Source organism: Burkholderia sp. JP2-270, from assembly GCF_003233675.1.
In the GTDB taxonomy this organism is placed as follows: Bacteria; Pseudomonadota; Gammaproteobacteria; order Burkholderiales; family Burkholderiaceae; genus Burkholderia; species Burkholderia pyrrocinia_C.
The window spans coordinates 554,760-575,000 of record NZ_CP029826.1 but is presented as its reverse complement, the minus strand read 5'-3'; the positions used below and the strand labels follow the sequence as shown (position 1 = coordinate 575,000).

General features: G+C 67.0%; 20 protein-coding genes and 1 pseudogene (1 of these 21 cut by a window edge). 6 read left to right on the top strand and 15 right to left on the bottom strand.

The window, feature by feature from the left end; all coding sequences use genetic code 11:
* Positions 1 to 423, top strand: partial view of an ATPase gene (locus tag DM992_RS35270; protein ID WP_111020881.1) — the 3' portion only. Its footprint begins 48 nt before the window's first position; the window shows 423 of its 471 coding nt (coding positions 49–471); its start codon lies beyond the left edge, outside the window; the stop codon is at positions 421 to 423.
* Positions 424 to 609: 186 nt separating this feature from the next.
* On the opposite strand, the gene DM992_RS35265 is transcribed toward DM992_RS35270, so the two are convergent.
* From DM992_RS35265 to DM992_RS35225, 10 genes are all read right to left on the bottom strand, one after another.
* On the bottom strand, positions 610 to 1,296 hold the full coding sequence (locus DM992_RS35265; protein WP_111020880.1) for a DUF429 domain-containing protein: 687 nt from the start codon (positions 1,294 to 1,296) through the stop codon (positions 610 to 612).
* Positions 1,297 to 1,305: 9 nt separating this feature from the next.
* Complete coding sequence (locus DM992_RS35260; protein ID WP_111020879.1) at positions 1,306 to 1,830, bottom strand: HD domain-containing protein; 525 nt, start codon at positions 1,828 to 1,830, stop codon at positions 1,306 to 1,308.
* A 121-nt stretch (positions 1,831 to 1,951) separates the two neighbouring features.
* Positions 1,952 to 5,422: a YhaN family protein gene (locus tag DM992_RS35255; protein WP_111020878.1), complete on the bottom strand. Its 3,471-nt coding sequence runs from the start codon at positions 5,420 to 5,422 to the stop codon at positions 1,952 to 1,954.
* A gap of 3 nt (positions 5,423 to 5,425) precedes the next feature.
* Entirely contained in the window at positions 5,426 to 6,676 is a 1,251-nt protein-coding gene (locus DM992_RS35250; RefSeq protein ID WP_111020877.1) for a DNA repair exonuclease, read from the bottom strand.
* Positions 6,677 to 6,730: 54 nt separating this feature from the next.
* A complete protein-coding gene (locus DM992_RS43115; protein ID WP_162631812.1) occupies positions 6,731 to 6,823 on the bottom strand; it encodes a CbrC family protein in 93 nt (30 codons plus the stop codon).
* Positions 6,824 to 6,902: 79 nt separating this feature from the next.
* On the bottom strand, positions 6,903 to 7,142 hold the full coding sequence (locus tag DM992_RS42030; RefSeq protein ID WP_162631811.1) for a hypothetical protein: 240 nt from the start codon (positions 7,140 to 7,142) through the stop codon (positions 6,903 to 6,905).
* A gap of 124 nt (positions 7,143 to 7,266) precedes the next feature.
* A complete protein-coding gene (locus tag DM992_RS35240) occupies positions 7,267 to 8,046 on the bottom strand; it encodes a hypothetical protein (RefSeq protein ID WP_111020875.1) in 780 nt (259 codons plus the stop codon).
* A 377-nt stretch (positions 8,047 to 8,423) separates the two neighbouring features.
* Complete coding sequence (locus DM992_RS35235) at positions 8,424 to 8,966, bottom strand: hypothetical protein (protein WP_111020874.1); 543 nt, start codon at positions 8,964 to 8,966, stop codon at positions 8,424 to 8,426.
* A gap of 137 nt (positions 8,967 to 9,103) precedes the next feature.
* Entirely contained in the window at positions 9,104 to 9,643 is a 540-nt protein-coding gene (locus DM992_RS35230; protein WP_239511526.1) for a hypothetical protein, read from the bottom strand.
* 79 nt (positions 9,644 to 9,722) lie between these two features.
* Positions 9,723 to 11,708, bottom strand: coding sequence for a gamma-glutamyltransferase family protein (locus tag DM992_RS35225; RefSeq protein WP_111020873.1), 1,986 nt, complete (start codon positions 11,706 to 11,708; stop codon positions 9,723 to 9,725).
* 226 nt (positions 11,709 to 11,934) lie between these two features.
* Between DM992_RS35225 and DM992_RS35220 the strand changes: the two genes are divergently transcribed.
* Entirely contained in the window at positions 11,935 to 12,873 is a 939-nt protein-coding gene (locus tag DM992_RS35220; protein WP_111021607.1) for a site-specific integrase, read from the top strand.
* A gap of 31 nt (positions 12,874 to 12,904) precedes the next feature.
* On the opposite strand, the gene DM992_RS35215 is transcribed toward DM992_RS35220, so the two are convergent.
* From DM992_RS35215 to DM992_RS42470, 3 genes are all read right to left on the bottom strand, one after another.
* Positions 12,905 to 13,384, bottom strand: coding sequence for an RES family NAD+ phosphorylase (locus DM992_RS35215; RefSeq protein WP_111020872.1), 480 nt, complete (start codon positions 13,382 to 13,384; stop codon positions 12,905 to 12,907).
* Entirely contained in the window at positions 13,381 to 13,836 is a 456-nt protein-coding gene (locus tag DM992_RS35210; protein WP_111020871.1) for an antitoxin Xre/MbcA/ParS toxin-binding domain-containing protein, read from the bottom strand. Before DM992_RS35210 ends, DM992_RS35215 begins: the two co-directional genes overlap by 4 nt.
* 413 nt (positions 13,837 to 14,249) lie before the next feature.
* A complete protein-coding gene (locus DM992_RS42470; protein ID WP_343212489.1) occupies positions 14,250 to 14,441 on the bottom strand; it encodes a catalase in 192 nt (63 codons plus the stop codon).
* Between the two features lie 7 nt (positions 14,442 to 14,448).
* Here DM992_RS42470 and DM992_RS35200 point away from each other — a divergent pair.
* The 3 genes and pseudogenes from DM992_RS35200 to DM992_RS35190 all read left to right on the top strand — a co-directional run.
* Positions 14,449 to 14,610 (top strand): annotated as a pseudogene (locus tag DM992_RS35200) (helix-turn-helix domain-containing protein); the annotation flags it as partial.
* Between the two features lie 319 nt (positions 14,611 to 14,929).
* A complete protein-coding gene (locus DM992_RS35195) occupies positions 14,930 to 15,241 on the top strand; it encodes a DUF4148 domain-containing protein (RefSeq protein WP_111020870.1) in 312 nt (103 codons plus the stop codon).
* A 297-nt stretch (positions 15,242 to 15,538) separates the two neighbouring features.
* Positions 15,539 to 16,252: a dienelactone hydrolase family protein gene (locus DM992_RS35190; protein ID WP_111020869.1), complete on the top strand. Its 714-nt coding sequence runs from the start codon at positions 15,539 to 15,541 to the stop codon at positions 16,250 to 16,252.
* 351 nt (positions 16,253 to 16,603) lie between these two features.
* On the opposite strand, the gene DM992_RS35185 is transcribed toward DM992_RS35190, so the two are convergent.
* Both DM992_RS35185 and DM992_RS35175 read right to left on the bottom strand, forming a co-directional pair.
* Positions 16,604 to 17,545 (bottom strand): LysR family transcriptional regulator, encoded by a 942-nt coding sequence (locus DM992_RS35185; protein WP_111020868.1) that lies wholly within the window; start codon positions 17,543 to 17,545, stop codon positions 16,604 to 16,606.
* 299 nt (positions 17,546 to 17,844) lie between these two features.
* Entirely contained in the window at positions 17,845 to 19,143 is a 1,299-nt protein-coding gene (locus DM992_RS35175) for an adenylosuccinate synthase (RefSeq protein ID WP_111020867.1), read from the bottom strand.
* 140 nt (positions 19,144 to 19,283) lie between these two features.
* Between DM992_RS35175 and gcvA the strand changes: the two genes are divergently transcribed.
* Entirely contained in the window at positions 19,284 to 20,189 is a 906-nt protein-coding gene (gcvA, locus tag DM992_RS35170) for a transcriptional regulator GcvA (RefSeq protein ID WP_111020866.1), read from the top strand.
* The last annotated feature ends 52 nt before the right edge of the window (positions 20,190 to 20,241 follow it).

Here is a 20,241-nt window from a genome sequence, read left to right as displayed (position 1 = left end):
CAACCCGGCGACGCCGATCTCCGCGACGAATATGCAGCGCTGCGCGAGCGCGCCATCCTGCTCGAAGAACAGGCCCCGCCGCTTCTGCAACGCATCTCGGATGTATTGCCGCGGATCAGCGGCGAATCCGAACTCGCGGACGAGCATCGCGAACGGCTCATCGGCGCACGCAATGCGGCGCTGGTTTCGATCGAAAACTATCAGCAGGCGATTCCTTTCCTGCAGACGGCCGACTCTATCATCGAGCAGATGGACAAGACGCCCGAGCGCGACGAAGACATCGAGTGGCGTGAATCGCTGCTGCAGCGGCTCGACGAGCTGATCGACGTCGCGGTCGTGATGATCGACGACGCCGAAGGCTACTTCGAACAGGCGCAAGCCTGCGATCTGTCCAGCGTGCCGAAATCCATCCTCGAGGATTGAGCAGTGCCGCTCGGGATCGCGCGGCACACCAGCGTCATGTCGTGGGCGCCCGCACCCGATGCGTGCCGACAGACAATCGCTGCCTGGCACTTTCGTCGTCATGCCAGCCGCATACCTCCCGCAAAAGCTCACCTTGTCGCAACGACAATCCTGCGATCTGCGCGCGCCCGCGGGCGCGCGTCGCAACTACAGTGAGTCGAGCACGATCGTCTCGCTCACGATCGGCACACGGATATATCCGCCCTCCGCATCGCCATACGCGTGCGCGTTCCCGTCGATGACGTATTGCGCCGTCAGTGCGCACAGGGTCGCGTCTCGCGCATCGACGGATAGCAGCGTCGACACGTCGATCCCCAGCCGCGCCAGCAATTGCCGGCGCTGGTTGCGCTTCTGCTTCGCCGATGCAACCGCGTTGCCCAGCATCGCGCAGGTAATCGCGTACGGATAGGTTTCGAAGCTCGCGCGCCCGCCCGCATAGTGCGCGCCGGTCAGCAACGGATAGGCATCCGCGAGCGCGCAGTAGACACGCTCTCCGATGAACATCCAGTCGAAGAAGCCCGACGTGCTCGCGACCGCCTGCTCCCGCGACGGCGTCGGAAAGCATGAGATCCGTTCGCGCGCGAGCGCCTGTTCGGCCGCCCGGCGCCCGCTTCCCGCCCACCACAGGCTCGGCGCGTCGACGCCAACGGCCACGACGTCATGGGCGAGGCATAGCGCAGGCAACGCCTCGGGCTCGATCCGCCGTTCGCGGCAGACAACCGTCGACCCGTGCAGGATCACGAGATCGCATAGCTTCCTGTCGCCCCCGACGTCAACACCCGCCACGGCAGCCGGTTGCCGTGCGGCGGATCCGACGGATCGGGCCGATCGCATGCGGACGCCTCAGTCCGCCGGCCGTGCGCCGTACGCGGCGTCGAAGATCGCCTCGAGACCGGGATGCACGCCGCGCATCGGATCGACAACCGACTTCGCCCAGTCGAAGTACGCCTGCTTGCGCTCAAGCGGCCAGTCCGCGGGCGGATGCCGCGCGATGTCACGCAGGTTGCAGATCTTGTCGGCCAGCTTCACGAGCTTCGCGCGCCGGCTGATGGTCGCCGCATGCTCGACCTGCAGGCGCTTGCGCTCGTCCTTCGGCAGCGACTTGTCGTCCGTGACTTCCATCACGATGTCCGCTACGTCCTTGCCGAACAGCCGCAGCAGCTCCTGCTCGGTCGTCTCCGTATCCTCGATCGTATCGTGCAGCACGGCCGCGACGATCACGCGCTCGTCCTCGACGCCGGCTTCGTTGGCCAGCACGTCGGCGAGCGCGATCGGATGATTGATGTACGGCGACGCCTCTTCGTCCTTGCGCCGCTGATTGCGATGCTTGTCCGCCGCGAACGCGATGGCGGCTACCAGCTTTTTCATGTTCCCCTCTCGTGTGGCCAGTCCCGCGACCGGCAGAACCGGCCGCGTGCTTTTCGGAACCGCACATACTACCTGTACGTGATGACCCTTTCCGCGCGCCGGCATCGCTGCGCACCCCGCATCACGCGCCGGCCGGCGCACGCTGCAGCTCGACCACGTTGACCCGCGCGCCGAAAACGTCCTTCACGAGCGGCAGCAGGTGATCGTGGTGCGTCAGGAACAGCACCTGGGTTCGCGTCGACAGGTCGCGCAGCGCGTCGAGCCCGGCCTTCGCGCGCGCGTCGTCGAAGTTGATGAACAGGTCGTCGGCAACGAACGGCAGCGCGGTCCTGCTGCCGAGCTGCAGCTCCAGCGCCGCGATCCGCAGCGCGAGGAACAACTGGTCGCGCGTCCCTTCGCTCAACCCGGCGACCTCGACCGACGTTCCCTTCGTCCGCCGTGCATACAGCGCGGGCGGCGTCCGCTCGGCATCGACGGTCAGCTTCGCGAACTCGCCCAGCGTGAGCCCGGCGAAGATCTCGCCCGCCCGCCTGAGCATCGGCCCCTGCTTCTGGTCGCGATAGCGATCCGTCGCCCACTTCAGCAACCGGCTGGCGGTGGCCGCCTCCAGATACTGTTCGGCGGCGTCGCCCATCGCTGCCAGCGCTTCCTGCCGCTTCGATTCGGCGACGGCCGCGTTCGCCTGACCGTCGATCGCGCCGAACGCCTGATCGGCCACGACCTGCTGCTGCGCGAGCTCGTTCAACCGCTTGCCGACATCGCCCAGCGACTGCTTCACCGCCTCCAGACGCGCCGGCACGTCGGCGATGTCCTGCTCCGCGACCTCCGCCTCGACGGCCGAACGGGACAGCCCGTCGCCGTCGCGCACCAGCGCCTCGTGCGCGGCATCGACCGCCTGCCGAAGCTGGCGCTGCCGATCCGAGCGTTCGGCCAGCGGCAGCGCCGCGTCGATCGACGCCACGCCGGCCAATTGAAGCAGCGGCTGGATGCGTGCATCGGCGCCCGCCACCGTGGCGGCCGCATCCGTGACCTTGCCGTCGGCCTGCCGCACAGCCTCGTCGGCACGCTCGATCGCGCGCGCGATTTCCTTCGCGGCCGCGAGGCGCATCGCCAGCCTGCGTGCAACGTCCAGCCAGTCGCCGCTCGCCAGCCATTCCGGCGCGAGCGCTTCGGCAAGCCGTCGCGCGCCGGCCTCGAGCGCGGCCAGCTCGGCGCGGATCGCGGCGATCCGGTTGCGCGGCGCATCGGCATCGGCCAGTTCGGCCGTCACCGCATTCGCGAGCCCGAGCGCGCCTTCGGCTGCTGCGAGCGTCACCGCACTCGCGGAAAGTTTCGCGTCGGCCAGCGCGTCGCGCCATTGCGCGTGCCACGCATCGTAGGCTGCTTGCGCATGGCCGACTCGCGACTGCGCCATTGCGCATCCGCGTTCGGCTTCCCGCGCGCGGTCGTCGAGGCTGTCCTTCTGCGCGATCGCTTTCTCGGCCGACTGCACGAACGTCTCGGCAATGGCGACGAGTGCCGCCAGTCCGTCCGTCTCGCTGCCTCGCGACACCGTATGCAGCGCCGAACGCAACGCAGCTTCAGCGCCGGCGCGCGCCGCGCGAATCGTGTCGAATTCGCGGCGCTGACGGTCAAGATCGGCCTGCGCAGCGAACACCGAATCGCGCTTCGCGAGCCAGTCGCCCATCGCCGCCAGCGGCATGCCCGGTACCGCGGCCGTCGTCGCGAGTTCGGCCCACGCGTCGCGATGCGTGGCCAGCTCGCGCTCGCGTTCGTCCGACGCAGCCTGCCTGCGCGCCACGCCGGCACGCGCGGATTCGACCTGCTGACGCAGCGACTGCAACGTCGCCGCCGCCTGCGTCGCGCCGAGCTGCGCATCGACGAGTTCGTCGGCCAGGCGAATCGCGTCGTCGACCGCCGGTGCGCCCGTTGCCAGATCGACGGCGCCGCTGCGGATGTCGCCCCATGCGCCATCGCGTCGTGCGCGCGCCGCCAGCACGTCGGCGGTCGTGACGACCTTGTGGTTCTCCGCGAAATGCTTCTCCTGCAATTCGAGCCGCTCGAGCTCTTCGAGCGCGCCGTCCCGCGCGTCGCGCGCGGCCGCGGCCGCGCTGGCGCGTTCGCTGTCCTCCTTGAGCAGCGCGCCGAGCCGCGCCGCCGACGGCACGTCGAGCGCGCGCAGCGTGTCGACCGGCATGCGCCACTGGCCGAGCGCATCGAGCGCGCCGGACAGGGTACGTTCGGCGGCGGCGATTTCGTGTTCGAGCGCCTGTTCGCGCTGGCCGCTGTTGCGAAAGCCTTGCGCATCGGCGAGCGCCGCGCGCAGCGCTTCCGGCACGTCGGCGGTCGACAGGCGCGCCCGTTGCTCCTGCACCTGCGCAAGCTCGCGCGTGCGCTCGTCGAGCGATTCGCGCGCGCCGGCGAGCGCCTGGTGCAGCGCACCGTGTTCGCGCAGCAGGTTCGCGACGGTCTTCAGCGACAGCGCCGTCGGCAGCGACGCGCGCAGCGTCGCTTCGTCCGTCGGCCAGTCGAGTTGCGCGGCGGCCGAAAACGCGGCGGACAGGTGCCGCTCGACGTCTGCGCCGAGCAGCAGCAGATCCTGCGCGTGATTCATACAGGCGCCGCGCAGCCGATCAAGCGCTTCGATGTCGGCTTCGAGCGCCAGCGTGTCGGCGTCGGCATCGATCGCATCGCGCGCCTGCCGTTTCGCGAGCAGGTCGGCACGCCGCTCTTCGAGCACCTTCTGTTCGGCCGCGAGATCGCCCTGTGCCTTCAGCAGGTCCGCATACGCGGTCGGCGGCAACTCGACGACCGCGCCCAGTTCTGCCAGCGCCGCATCCTTGACCGTCAGTTCCTTCAGGTACGGCGCCAGCCGCCGCACGCGCTCGAGCTTCGAGCGCAGCGATTCGAGCCGGCGCTGCTCCGCGCGCGCGTGCTCGATCTGCTGTTCGACCGCGTCACGCGCGTCCTTGCGATCGACCCAGTCGCGCGTGCGCACCTGGACCGTCTTCAATTCGGTCACGGCTTCGTTGAACGACGTTTCGGCCAACGCAAATGCACTGCCGCTGCGGCGCGGCGCCCAAAGTTCGACCGAACGCGCGTCGAGCTCCTCGCGCACCGGCCCGAGACTGCCGACACCGGCGGCCGATTCGAACAGCACCTGGCCGAGCTTGTCGGATGCGTCGAGAATGCTGCGGCCGCCGTCGACCAGCCGCCCGTGATCGAGCCCGAACATCTGCTCGAAGAATTCGCGCGTCGCGCCGTCGAGGATGGCGGCCAGATAGTCGTCGGGAAGTTTGTCGTCGGCAGGCGTGCGCAACGGACTGCGTCCGCGCGCACGGTGGAACGCAAACTCACCCGTGCCGTTCTCGAGCACGCCGCCGATCCGCAGTTCAGGCGTGCTGTGCAGGAAATCGAACGGCGTCTGCAGCTTCATCCCGAACAGCAACTCGGACACGGCCGTGCGGATCGTCGACTTGCCGGCCTCGTTCGGCCCCACGATCACATGAAAATCCTCGCCGGCCGACGGGAACCGCAGCGTTTCGTCGGTGAATTTGCCGTACTTGATCAGATCGAGCTGGCTGATGCGCATCGCTTAGTCCCCCCTTGCCAGCCGCGCGAGCAGCGCGGGACCGATCTGCTCGACCAGCGCCGTGAGCTTGCCCGCGCGGGCCATCGTCAGCAACGGCACTTCCTCCTTCACGTCGCTGCGCACCTTGCCGACGAACGGCTTCAGGTCGCGTTCGAGCAGCGCGAGGAAATCCGGATCATGCGCGGCTTCGGCCAGGATCTGCTTCAAATCCTCCAGCGCTTCAAGCTGCTCGCTCTCGCCCTGCTGATGATCGGCGGCGGACGTCGCGAGCCGGACCTTCTCCAGCCACAGCCGCTCGTTGCCGATGATGCCGATCTGATTCAACACCTCCGCACGCAGTTGCGGCGCGCGGCCGAAAAAGAGCCCATGCGCGGGCGTGCGCCCCGTGACCGTCACGCGCACCGCGCGCGGCACGTGGCCGTCGACGGTCAGCAGCGCCTCCAGCGACTGGCCGATCTTTCTCGACAGGTCGGCGACCGTGAAGCAATCGGATGCGTCGACCGACACGGCTTCCCAGCGCAGCACGTCGAGATACAGGCGCTCGACCTGCGTATGGCCTTGCTCGACCGTCACGAGCACCGCGCCGCGGCGTCCCGTCTCGCGAATATGGCGCCCCTGCAGGTTGCCGGGAAACACGACGGTGGACGGCCCCGTCCATTGCTGGAATTCGTGCACGTGGCCGAGCGCCCAGTAGTCGTAGCCCTTTGCGTGCAGTTCGGCCAGCGTGCACGGCGCATAGTTCGCGTGCGCCGCGTAGCCTTCGAGCGCCGTGTGCAGCACGCCGATGTTGTAGTACCCGGGCACCGGGTCCGGATAGCCGATCGCGAGATTGTCGACGACGGCCTTGTCCTTGAAGCTCTGCCCGTGCAGCGCGACGTCGAATTCCGGCAGCTTGTGGGTTTCCGGCTTGCGGTGGCTGAACACGGTGACGTTGTCGGGCAGCGTCAGCTTCTTCGTCATCTCGCTTTCGGCATCGTGGTTGCCGCCGAGAACGAACGCGCGAATGCCGGCCTTGCGCAGGCGTCCCATCTGCTGGCCGAAGAAGATGCCCGTGTTGTGATCCTTCCAGTCGCCGTCGTACAGATCGCCGGCGATCACGAGAAACGCGACTTCCTCTTCGATCGCGCGGTCCACGAGTTGCCGCAGCGCCTCGCGCGACGCGTTGCGCAACTGCGCGGCCGGCGCGTCGGGATACGCGTTCAGGCCGTGCAACGGGCTGTCAAGGTGAATGTCTGCCGCGTGGATGAACTTCACGAAGATTCCTCTGTTTCATAACGAAGGGCGGCACCGCTCGCGCAGGCCCGGCCGTCAATCGCAATCCTGGTAGCCGCGCGCGTCCGACCGGATCACGCTGCCGGTTGCCAGCGGGTCCGGATGGTACCTGAAAGCGGGTAACGACATGGGGGTTCTCCGTCGGTCCGGATGGTGGAGGAAGCACGCGATGCGAATTCGAACGGTCATTGTGCCTGGCGCGACTGTCTTACTGCGGAACCTCGACTTCGGCAAACGTGCCGTTCACGAAACGATAGACGCGATGCGATGCGCCGTCGTGCGCGAGATATTCCCACCGGATGTCGATGCCGACCGGTACGTCGCGGCCATTCGATCGCGTGGCCGCTGGCGAGACGCGCCGATTCGGGCGCCGGCGTTTGGAAACCGACAGCGTCAGCACCGCGGACTTCGACGCAACCGATATCGTCCGGCTGTTTCGTATTCGCATGGATCGCGCGAGATCGCCGTCGGGTTCGTCGTATGCGCCGGCGTGCCACCCGGGTAATACCGTTTCCGGATCGCGCCGCGTGCGTCGTTCGTCGCGACGAACGCGGCCGATCCGCTGCATGCCGTCACTCGCCGCGCTGCACGGGCGGCGGCGCAAAGCCGTTGTCGTTGCCGGGGAACGGATTCGCGTTGCGGCGCAGCGCTTCCTCGTCGTTCTCCTTCTGCGCGAACAGCGCTACGCCGATCACGCCGACGTTCGCGGCATCGCCGTACTTCGAGTTCGCGACATAGCTGTCGGGTACCGCCGCGAAGCGGAACGCGGCGACTTCGTCGCGGCTCTTGCGGAAGCCCTCGATCGTCAGCGTACGGCCCGGATACAGCACGTACCCGCCGTTCGTATAGCTGCCCGGCCGCCCCGACAGCACGTCGAGCCCGTCGACCGTCGACACGACTTCGAACGTACGGCGCCCCTGGTTGCGCAGCACGATCATGTAGCGCGAACCCTCGACGCCCGCCATGTGCCAGCGGCCGTTGCTGCGCGCGAGGCGCAGCGGCGCGCCCCTCTCGTCCGTAAACGACAGCGCGATGTCGCCGTTCGCAAGCGCGACGCGGGTCGGCAGCCGGCGCACCTGGGATGCGGGAAGATGTCCGGGCAGCGCATCGTTGTAGTAGACCGACGCGAGATCCGCCGGCTTCGCCGGATCCGCGCGTTCGAATTCGACATTGCGGGTTTCGGATCGCACCGACTCGCCCCACGCGGTGCCGAGCCCGCGGCGTTCGCTGGCGTCCGGAACCTGCGGTGATGCGGCGAACGCGCCGGTACTTGCCGACGGCGGGGGCGGCGCTGCGCAGGCGGCCAGCCAGAGCGCGCAGGCGAGCGCGAAAAGACGGAACAGGATGGTCATGACGTGATGCCTCGGAATGTTATCGGGCCGCGCCGGGCAGGCCGGAACGCCGTTTTGGTGTCGTCTGTCGTCACGATGTCGATCGGACATGCTTGCCCGCGTCGGCCGGCGCGGCCATCGCGACGGCCCGGCAACCGGGAGCCCCGCTATTTAAGCATGGCGAGCGGGCAACGGGCAGGGGCCGCGCGCGTCGCCTGTCGCGGGCTCGTGCCCGGTGCGTCAGGTAGCGCCCACGTGCCCGCCGTGCCATCGGATTTGTGGCGAACGCCAATGCATCACTGTATTTCGACGAACGTCGAACGGCGCGCTGTGTGCGCCGATAAAAAACGGCCCGGCCCGCTTCGAAGCGGGCCGGGCCGTGATTGGAAGCGTGCTGCTTACAGCGCGCCGCCTTGTGCCGAGGCCGAACCCTTCACGCCGACCGATGCGCCGCCCTGCACCGAGTTCGTCGCGCCTTCGAGCGCTTCGCCGGCCTTTGCCTTCGCGCCGCCCGCAACGTCGCCTGCCGTCGACACCGCACCTTGCACGTGGCTCTTTGCCGTGCCCGCGACGTGCTTCACGTGCGACTTCGTCGAGTGTACGGCCGAGGCCGCGGCATCCTTCGCCGTACCCGCTGCCGAACCCACCGCCTGGGTCGCGCCGCCCACCGCATTGCCGGCTGCCGCGCCGACGCCGCCGACCGTCTTGCCGACGCCGTTCAGCGCGCCGCCGACGAGGTTGCCTGCGCCCGAACCCGAGCCTGCCGCATTCGCGCCAGCACCTGCCTGCACGCCCACGCCGCCGCCAAGCAGCGGCGTCTGGACCTGTGCGCCGACGCCTGCGGAACCCTCTGCGCCGGTCTGGGCCGTCTGTGCGAAGGCAGCCGACGTCGCCATCGCCGTCAGTGCGGCACCCAGCAGAATCGTACGAATCTTGTTCATGGTCATTCTCCCCAAAGACGTTGTTGCTGCGGGCCGCATCCGTGCGGCTTGTCGCATGCCTCGCCGCGACGTGCGGCAGGTGGAGCTAATGTAGCGGCGCCGACGCGCAAAACGATTGATTTGCGGGGACTGTTACTTCAGTTGCAAATGCTGACGATTGACTCACACTGTTTGACAATCGGGCCTTGCGGCGGGACGGATGGCGTATTGGCCTGTGAGCGGGCACGAACCCCGCGGCTTACGGCACGGGTCGCCCCGCGATCACGATTCACCCGATCGCCACGCATCGGGAAACCACAAAAGTGAAGCGGCGAGCAGGGAAACCAGCCGTTTTTATAAGCACCCCAAAGCATGCGTATCGGCCAATCGTCTGTGCGGCCCGACAAACGGCTCCTCGCGATCGGTTCGAGGTCGTCGGATACGCACGCCGCCACGCCCTTGCCCGATGCGCCGAAGGCGAGCTTGAACACCGTCTCCCGCAATGCGTCCACTGCCGGCCTGTCGATCGCCGTACCCGGATCGCCGTCGATTGCGTCGAATGCCGCCATCCACTGCGCATCGAACGGCTCGGCATCGCGACTGTCCGGCGCGCTGTCGCAATCGACATCGACGAGAAAATCGAAAAAGCCCTGCGCCGACAGGACTGCATCCAGTTCGAGCAGGCATGCGTTCGTCATTGCAGCCCCTTCAAGAAACACGGCCCCGATCGCCTGTTGGCAGATACAGGCAGATCGGGGCCGTGCGCGTTCCGCCCGGTTACGGCCGGAACGTATCGCCGAGTACCACGCCTTCGCGACGCGGATCGGTGCCGCCCTGCAACGCGGGCGACTGGCCGACCGTCACGCGCATCACGGTGTTGACGCCGCTCGCCTGCGCGGACGTCGACACCTTGTGCCCGAGCGCGAGCAGCCCCGTGATCAGCGGATCGTTCGCACCGTTGTTCGCCGCGTTGACGTTCGGATGCTCGCCGCCGATCGTGGTCGTCGGGCTGTTGCTCGCGCCGAAATCGACGAGCCCCGCGGACTGCTGCGCATCGAGCCCCCAGTCGAGCGCGCCGACCAACGTCTTGACCACGTATTGCGGAATCGTGCCGCCGCCCGGCGAACCGGTCGCCATCACGAAACCGCCGCGCGAACCGTCGGCGGCCTGCCCGAACACGATCGTCGGCGCCATCGAGCTGCGCGGCCGCTTGCCCGGCTGCAGGCGGTTGGCCACCGGATTGCCGGCGCTGTCGACCGGGTTCGCGGAAAAGTCGGTCAACTGGTTGTTCAGCAGGAAACCGTTGGTCATGTGAAACGAGCCCATGCTCGACTCGACCGTCGTCGTCGCGCTCAGCACGTTGCCGTCGCCGTCGACGATCGTGAACTGGTTCGTGCCGTGCTCGATCAGCGTCGTGTCGACGCCGAGCGGCACCGCGCCGAAATTGCCGGGCTGGGCGGTGCCCATGCTCTTGGTCGTGTCGATCAGCGCCGCTCGCGATTTCAGATACGGCTTGTTCAGCAGCGTGTCCCACGTGCCGCCCGGCAACGGCACGAAATCCGTATCGGCCACGTACTTGTCGCGGTCGGCATACGCGAGCCGTTCGGCCTCGGTGACGAGGTGCACACCCGCGACGGTCGGCTTGCCGCCTTCGAGATCGATCGCCGTCGGCTTCAGCGACTTCAGGTCGAAGTTCTCGAGAATGCCGAGCGCCGCGGCGACCGCGATACCACCCGACGACGGCGGCGGCATCCCGCACACCCAGTAGCTGCGATAGGTCGTGCATACGGGTTCGCGGCGCTTCGCCTGATACGCGGCCAGATCAGCGACGGTCGTCTTGCCCGGCGTGAGCGTCGAGCCGTCCGCGCCCTTCGTCGTGGCGATCTTCGCGACGATGTCCTGCGCGATCTGCCCGGTGTACAGCGCATTCGCCCCCGACTGCGCCATCAGCGTCAGCGTGTGCGCGTACGCGGGGTTCTTCAGTACGGTGCCGAGCGTCTTCGGCGAGCCGTCGGCATTCAGGAAATATGCGGCTGCCTCGGGGTCGCGCTTCAGGTTCGCGGCGTTTGCCGCGATCGCGTCGGCGAGCCGGCCGCCGATCGGGAAGCCGTTGGTCGCGAGCGTGATCGCATCGCCGAACAGGTTCTGCCACGGCAACCGGCCGTGATCCTGCTGCAGTGTCTCGATGAGCCGCGGCACGCCGATCGTGCCGATCGAGCGGCCGCTGGCGCGCGCGTTCGGCAGCGGCGCCGAATGGTCGGTCGTGTCGTCGACGTAGCGCAGGTAGTTCTCCGTCGCGGCGGCCGGAGCGGTTTCCCGGCCGTCGTATGCCTGCAGCGTCTTGCCGCGCGCATCGTAGTAGAGCAGCACGCCGCCCGACCCGAGGCCCGTCGCCTCGGGCACCGTCAGGCCGAGCACGGCCTGCACGGCGACCGCCGCGTCGGCGGCCGTGCCGCCTTTCTTCAGCACCGCGCAGCCGGCCGCGCTCGCGTAAGCGTTCGACGTCGCCACCAGGTAGGTCTTCGCATAGACGGGCTTCATCCCGGTGCGATAACCCGACGACGCTTCCGGCAGCGACGGATCGCCTGGCTGGTTCGAGCCCACCACCACCGTCGCGCCGCTGTTGTCGACCGCGAGGCAGCTCGTATCGGTCGAAGGTGTCGGCGTGCGACCCGCTTCGTTCTCGACGTCGCCGCCGCATGCGGTCAGCAGGGCGGCCGCGAGCAACACGGACGCATACGGGAAAATCGCTGTTCTGTTCATTGTCTGTCGATGTTCTTTTAGATCGTTGCGATGGGCATCGCGCTGCCTGCAACCCCCTCGGTGCACGGGCAACGCGTTCGATAGTCCCACGAACAATTTTTTTTCCGCAATAAGGAAATGACGCGTGCCGCGCACTGATGCACCGGTTGCGTTGCACGGGCCCGGCCGGGTGGGAGTGGACATCGGGACGATTGCCGGCGTCACCGCGTCCGGCTATAAATCGTGGATGGATACGAATCGCTGGATTCACGATCCCGTCGGCGCCTTTCGCGCATGGCAGGAAACCACCGCGACCGGCGCCGGCCGCCGGCCGTTCGCGCCGCGCTCGGTCGTGCAGCACGTCGCGATGTTCGAACGGTTCCTGCGCCATCTGATCGCGCACCGCGTGTCGCTGGCCACGTTCGGGCCCGACCACGTCGCAGCCTTCCTGACGGAGCTCGAACGCACATGCGCTCCCGGCACCTCGACGCGCGTGCGTTACGCGAAGCTGATCGACCGGCTGGGCCGGCATTTGGTCGACACTGGCGTGCGAACGATTCATCCGGCCGGCCGGACGACGCGCCATCTAGCGTGGCCGGACGGCGAGCCCGAGCCGTGCTACCTGCCGCCCGACGCCGACGCGGCGCTGCAGCGCCATGTGCAGCCGCGATCGGACGACACGCCGGCCGACTGCCGGAATCGCGCGATCGTCACGCTGCTGCTCGCGAGCGGCATCACGTCCGCCGAGATTCGCGCGACGACGCATGACGCGCCCGATCTCGACGCGCTGCCGCCGGCGCTAGCCGTGCCGCGTAATCGCGCGCGGCCGGCGCGCCGGATCGAACTCGCCGCGTTCGCGCTGGCGCCGCTCGCCGCATGGCGTGCGCGCTCGGCAGACGCACCGGCATCGGTACTGCTGTTTCCCGCGCCGCGCGGCGGTCGCGCGATGAACGACATGTTTCTGCTGCTCGTGGTGCGCGACGCGCTGACCTCGATCGGCTTCCACGCAGCGGACATGAGCCCGCGCGTGCTGCGCAACACGTATGCGCGCCGCCAGTTGCTCGCCGGCCACGCGCACGCCGATGTCAGCGCCATGCTCGGCCTCGTCAGTACGCGAACGGTCGCGCGCATCCGGCAGACGCTGCCGCCCGATGCGGCTGCGGATCGCGCCGCGCACGAGCGTTGAACCAGCGCACGGCACGGGCCCTATTCCTTTTCTATTCGCCCGGCTTCGACTCGATCAGCCGCAGAATTCGGGTGTCGTACGGCGATTGCATGACTTCCGCGACGCGAATCTCGGACGCGGCCGGATGCAGCGGATTCAGCAGGAAGTTGTGCGCGTGCGGCACGACGACGCTCGGGACGCGCAGCAGCGCGCTCGGCTGCATTTGCAGCCATTCGGTGCCGGCGCTGCGGGTCCAGTCGACGTTCGTTCGCCAGTCGTCCGGCGCGTCGCCTTCTGCGATCTCGGCGACGTCCACCGATTCCGGCACCTCGATACGAAGCAACTGGTATCCGCTCGGCAATTGCGCAACGGTAGCGATTTCGAAATGCACGAGCGTCTCGAGCAGCGCGAGCGCCGGATGCTCGGCGAGATACACGACGGGCTGTCCGGCAAAATGCCAGCGCCCGCCGGCGCGCAACCCGCCGATGCCTTTCAGGTCGGCGTAATTGCTGATCCGCCACAGCGCCGTCAAGCGAAGTACCCCTCGTCGATCTGCGTGAGGACCTCTTCGACGAGCCGCGCGCCATGCTCAGTGCTCGCCATGTCGAGCGACGTGCGGCCGCCGAAGCGCTGCAGCCCGTTGCGCAGCCACGCCATCGCCTTGTCCTGGTCGCCGAACGTGGCCGTCGCCTGCGCGACAATGCGCGCGAGGCGGATCGCCTTGTCGGATTCCTCCGGCGACAGGCGTTCGTGCGCCTGGCGACGGTGGCTCAGCGTACGGCGCGGGATGATGAAGGCCAGTTCGTCCGATTTCAGCCCGCGCTCCGACAGCCGGTCGATCACCGAGACGTCGACGCGTGCGCTCGCCAGATCGGCAAGATCGGCGCCCGATCGGACGCGGATCGCCAGCAACTGCTCGAGAATCGTGAATTCGGCCTGACGCGGATGTGTGACGCCCGAAGGATGGAATGCAATGGTGCTCATGGCCTCTCTCCGGCAATTTGCCCAATCATTATAGGCGTTTTGCCTAAGACTTGTGGGAGTGGGTTGTGCGAGCCGTTGTGGCCTGTCCGTCAGGCGTCGGCGAAGGAAGCGGATGTGGGCCTGCTGTCTGGGGGCAGATTCCGGCGGTCGCGAATCGAAGATTCGCCTGGGTGAGGGGATGTATTTCTTCAGTATATAAAGTCAAAGAAACATCCGATGATTGTCACGTAACAACTTTTTTACTGAATTAAGTCAATTCTGCCCGCAGCGATGCCTGCGAAGCGTTTTCGAGCACGCTTCGACGGAGCGTGGCCGCTACGCCTGTTCCGCTTGCGAGGGCAACGTCTCCAAGCGTCGACGCGGTGATCCCAGTGCGCGGCAGCACCATCGAGTTCAAGCGGCAATTCGTTCAACTACGGCCGATCCGTCCACACACCTTTTCTGTTGGGCCAGTACGACGGCGTGCCGCCGAGATTGCCGTCGGTACGCATCGCGCCGTCACGGTGACAGCTGTTGAACGGACACTCGGACGGGTTCACCGGAATCCGATTGAAATTGACGCCGAGACGGTAACGCTGCGCATCTCCGGCGAAAAACAGGCGCACCTGCAACACGGCGGCCCGCCACTAGCTCGAGATCGGACACGACACGCCGAAACAGGTCGCCGCGAAATGCGGCTTCGCGAATGTCGATACGCTCAGGCGCTCGTTCACCCGGCACGTCGGGATTGCGCCCGCCGAATACCGGAAGCGTCATGCAGTCCTGACCGAGTGACGCGGAAATGCATGAGATATGCAGACCATTTCGCCCAGATACTTCGGAATGCGATTCAATTGATCATCATGCGACCACCGGCCGATCGATCACCTCAGGACCTGAATGGCTGCGCGTTGCCCCCATGCAGCGCGAGCCGACAGCCCTCCGGCATGCCTGCAACCACCAGACAAAAACGCCAATCCCCACGGATCGTTTACCCAGTTGCAATAATTATTCGCTGGAACGCGTATTTCCGACCGGTACCGCGATCGCTACGATGCAATCAACCGCTGAACGCAACAAGCGAAGCGCGAAATCAACAAGACCGGAGGTCATCATGAAGTCGTTCATCTACGCTGTCGTCGCCGCCACCGTCCTGTCCGCCTCGTACGGCGCATTCGCACAATCGAACCCGTCGGGCCAGTTGACGCGTGCCCAGGTGCGCGCGGAACTCGTCCAGCTCGAACAGGCCGGCTACAAGCCCGAAGTCTCCGATCAGTACTACCCCCGCGCGCTGCAGACGGCACAGGCCCGCATAACGAACGCCGATGAAACCGGCTACGGCGCACAAGCCGCGGCAGGCATGCGTGCCGGCCGCGCAATTGCGGTCAAGCAGGATGGCCGCGACTCCGTGTATTTCGGCCAGTAAGCCCGACGCACACGGCGCGTTCCGATCAGCGCGCGGCAAACGAAACACCCCGCCCCCGATGAGCGGGGTGTTTGCTTTTCGGTGATCCGCTCCGTGACCGGATCGCGACCGTCGATCGCGCGCCGCGTGGCGCCGTTCACGCAGACAACAGGCGTTTGCGCATAGAATGGCCGCGTGGTCGGTGTCGGCCGAAACGGACGCGAGCGAAACCACGACGCCCGGCATGCCCGATCGTCACCGCGCCCGCTGGCCGCCCCGATGCCGCACTCATCGAATTTTCCGAAAAGGAGCGGTTTCATGTCTCAAACATCCGGTTCCACGATCACGTTTCGCCGCCCGGACGGCCAGGAACTTCAGGGCTATCTCGCCAGGCCGGAAAAGACCGAAGGCGCACCCGCGGTCGTCGTCATCCAGGAATGGTGGGGGCTGAACGACCAGATCCGCGGCGTCGCGGATCGCCTCGCGCGCTGCGGCTACTTCGCGCTCGTGCCTGACCTGTATCGCGGCAAGTCGACGGTCGAGGAAGAAGAGGCACACCACCTGATGACCGGCCTCGATTTCGGCGACGCCGCATCGCAGGACATTCCCGGCGCCGTCACATATCTGAAGACGCTGGCTCCGCGCGTTGCGGTGACGGGCTTCTGCATGGGCGGTGCGCTGACGCTGTTGTCGCTGCAGTTCGCCGACGCGGACGCGGGCGTCACGTGGTACGGCTTCCCGCCGCTCGACTACCTCGATCCGGCAAAGCTCAAGGTGCCGCTGATGGGCCACTGGGCCAAGCAGGATGCATTCTTCGCGATCGACCAGGTCGACGCGCTGGAAAAGAAGCTGACCGATGCGCAGGTCGGTGTCGAATTCCATCGCTATCTCGCACATCACGCATTCGCGAACGAAACGGCCGTCGGCCCCGGCCGCATCTCCGGCACGCAGTTCGATCCGGTGTGGTCGCAAATCGCGTGGGATCGCACGTTGACGTTCTTCGGCCGCACGCTGTGGGCGAAGCCGCAGTAATACGCGATCGACGTGCTCGCGATAAGCCGGCGCAAACAAAAACGCCACGGACGAAAGTCCGTGGCGTTTTTGTTTGCCGGGTACCGTCTGCGCGGCGGCGCCCGGGCCGGCATGAAGGAGTCGGCGGCGGGTTGTGAATCGCCGATCTGCCATGTCGTTCCAGGAGGTTGGCGCCGCGCATCGAACCAACGCTGTTCGATATCGAAAGCAAGCGATTTCATAAGGAGTGCCGGTTTCCTGGGGCATCGTTTACCCGGGCGATCGCATCGCTAACGTCCGCCTTAAATACAGGATTACATATTATTTTGCTTTCCGGAGCAAAGCGCGCATACGAACAGCGGCAGTGCTGACTCAGGATTTGCAGGACGCGTCCAGCGCGGCCTCATCGGCGGACAGCATTTCGGGCACGCATTCGCGCAGGAAATCGACGAACGTGCGAATCTTCGCGTCGAGATACTGACGCGACGCGTACAGCGTATAGACCGTCAGCTTCTGCAACCGGTATTCGGGCAGCACGCGCACCAGCGCACCGCTCGCGAGCGCGGGCAGTGCGGACGACATCGGCAACGAGCCGATCCCGAGGCCGGCGCGCAGTGCGGCACCCAGCGCATCGGCGATGTTCACCTGGAAATCGGGCAACGGCAGGTCGAACGTCTCGTGACCGTCCGGGCCATCGAGATGCCAGCGATCGCGCGGAAACACCGGCGTGACGATCTGCAGGCACGCATGCCCTTCGAGCTCGCGCACCGTGCGCGGCGTGCCGCGCTCCTGCAGATACGCGGGCGACGCGCACAGCACGCTGTGCACCTCGCCGAGCCGCTGCGACACGAGCCCCGAATCGGGCAACTCGGTCGTGCTCAACTGCAGCGACACGTCGTAACCTTCGTCGATGATGTCGGGCACGTGCTGCGACAGCGTCAGCTCGACCGCGACCGACGGATAGCGCTGCCGGTAGCGCACGACCGCGGGCACCACATAGGCCTGGCCGAAACTCGTCGTCGCGTGAACATGCAGCCGTCCGGACGGCTTCGCCTGTGCGTCCGCCGCCTCGGCTTCCGCTTCGTCGATATAACCGAGGATGCGCTGACAACGATCGAGATAGCGCTGCCCTGCGTCGGTCAGCGCGATGCGGCGCGTGCTGCGGTTGAGCAGACGCGTGCGCAGATGCGTTTCGAGCTGCGCGACCGAACGCGATGCGTATGCCGTCGTGATGTCCAGGCGCTGGGCCGCGCTCGTGAAGCTGCCCTCCTCCGCGACCCGGACGAAAATGCGCATCATCTGTAACGTGTCCATCGGCCTGTCCCCGGGATTGAGATCACGGCGCGCCGCCGTGCGGCCGTGGTGCCAGCGGCTCCGGCGCAGGCCGGTCTGGCGCGAATTGTGCGGAACAGTACAGCAGCGCTGCAGGCGTGTCCAGTTCGCCGTGTGCGGCGTGATCCAGACGCCGAATCGTGTCGCTGACCTGCCCTTCGCACCGCGTCCGGGCTGCGCGTATCCGCGGTCGAACACGCCGGCACGCGAACGGCATCGGGTCGGCAAAAACTACCCGGCGACCACGATGCCGATCCGCAATTTACGCCATCGACGGCACGTTACGCGGCGGCCGCCTCATCGAACGGATTACGCAACACGATCGTGTCGTCGCGCTCCGCACCGGTCGTGATTATCGATACCGGCGCGCCCGCGACCGCTTCGATGCGCGCGATGAAATCCTGCGCCGCGCGCGGCAGCGCCGTACGCTCGCACACGCCCTTCACGGTGCCATGCCAGCCATCGAACCGTTCGTAGACCGGCTTCGCGCGCGACTGCGCATCGAGGCTCGCAGGCAGATGATCGACCCGCGCGCCGTCGAGTTCGTAGCCGACGCACAGCTCGATCGACTCGAAGCCGTCGAGCACGTCGAGCTTGGTGAGCGCCAGCGAATCGATGCCCGAGATCCTGACCGCCTGGCGCAACTGCGCGGCATCGAGCCATCCGCAGCGTCGCGGCCGGCCGGTGTTGACGCCGAATTCCTGCCCGCGCGCACGCAGCGTTTCGCCGGTTGCGTCGGTCAGCTCGGTGAGGAACGGGCCGCCGCCGACACGCGTCGCATACGCCTTGGTCACGCCCAGCACGTGGCCCAGCTTCGACGCGCCGAGGCCCGTGCCGGCCGCTGCCGCAGATGCGACGGTGCCCGACGACGTCACGAACGGATACGTGCCCCAGTCGATGTCCAGCATTACAGCCTGCGAACCCTCGAACAGGATGCGTTCGCCGCGATCGGTCGCGTCGTTGAGGTCGGCCCAGACGGGACGCACGAACGGCAGGATTTTCGGCGCGAGGTCGACGAGCGTCGCCAGCATCGCGTCGCGCGACCATTCGTCGAGCCCCAGGCCACGGAACCACGCGTTGTGATGGTCGACGAGCACGTCGAGCTTGTCGGCGAGCCGGCCGGGTTCCGCGAGATCGCCGACGCGCAGCCCGCGGCGCCCGACCTTGTCCTCGTAGGCCGGCCCGATCCCGCGCAGCGTGGTACCGATCGGTTCGCGGCGCAAGCGCTCCTGTGCCTGGTCGATCGCACGGTGAATCGGCAGCACCAGCGTCGCGTTCTCGGCGATCGACAGGTTGTCCGGCGTCACCGACAGCCCGAGCTCGGCCATCCGCGCGATCTCCGCGAGCAGCGCTTCCGGATCGAGCGCCACGCCGTTGCCGATCACGCCGCGCTTGCCGCGCACGATGCCGCTCGGCAGCAGCGCGAGCTTGTACGTCTTGCCGCCGACGACCAGCGTATGACCCGCGTTGTGGCCGCCGTTGTAGCGTGCGACGAGGTCGGCCTGAACCGCCAGCCAGTCCACAACGCGCCCCTTGCCTTCGTCGCCCCATTGGGCACCCACGACCACCACGTTCGGCATGCTTCGCACTCCATGTGAGAAATTCAGACACTCGTTCGGCCGGGCCGGCCGTTTGTGTGCCATATTGGCGCAGCTGGATCGCCCGATCAAACGATTAAACCTGAACTATCGCGTGAGAAAATTTCACGCGAAACGACGCAATGGCCCGACGTCTCCCTCCGTTGAATTCGCTGCGCGCGTTCGAAGCAGCCGCTCGACTCGGCAGCTTCACGCTTGCCGCCGACGAGCTGTGCGTGACGCATGGCGCGATCAGCCGGCACGTGCAGCAACTGGAGGCGTGGCTCGGACGCCCGCTATTCGAACGCCACAACCGGCGGGTCGAACTGACCGACGCCGGCCGCGCGTATCTCGCCGAGGTCGGTGCATCGTTCGACCGGATCGCGCTCGCCACCGCGCAGCACTTCGGCCACGCGCAGCAGCGCGTACTGCGCGTCAGCGCGCCCGCGACGTTTTCGTTGCGCTGGCTCGTGCCGAAGTTGTCGTCGTTCCAGGTCGCCCATCCGACGATCGAGGTACGGCTGTCGACGTCGAACGAGCCGATCGAGAAGCTGCGCGACAAGGTCGACCTGATCATTCGAGGCGGCCCGCAGGCCACCGACGGTTACATCGCGGAGGAATTCCTGTCCGAAGTCCGGCTGCCGGTGTGTGCGCCGAGGTTGCTGGAAGGCCGGCCGTTGCATACGCCCGCCGATCTCGCCGGCTTCACGCTGTTGCACGCGGCGACCTATCCCGGCATGTGGCCCGAATGGCTCGCGGCGGCCGGGCATCCGAATCTCGTGCCGCGACATTCGCTCACGCTCGAGCATTTCTACCTGACGCTGCAAGGCGCACTCGATGGGCTCGGCGTCGCGATGGGGCCGATCGCGCTCGTCGCGGACGACATCGCCGAAGGCCGGCTCGTGCAGCCGTTCAGCGAACCGGCGCTGCCGCCGTGGCGCTACTTCACGTACGTGGCATCCGCGCGCGCGGATGACGATGCGGTGCGTGCATTCAAGGACTGGCTGAAGGTGACGGGAAACGCAGCCGCATCGGGCGAGCAGCACTGACCGCATCGACCTGCCGGTCATGCCCGCCATTCAATGCAGGATTCCGAATCAA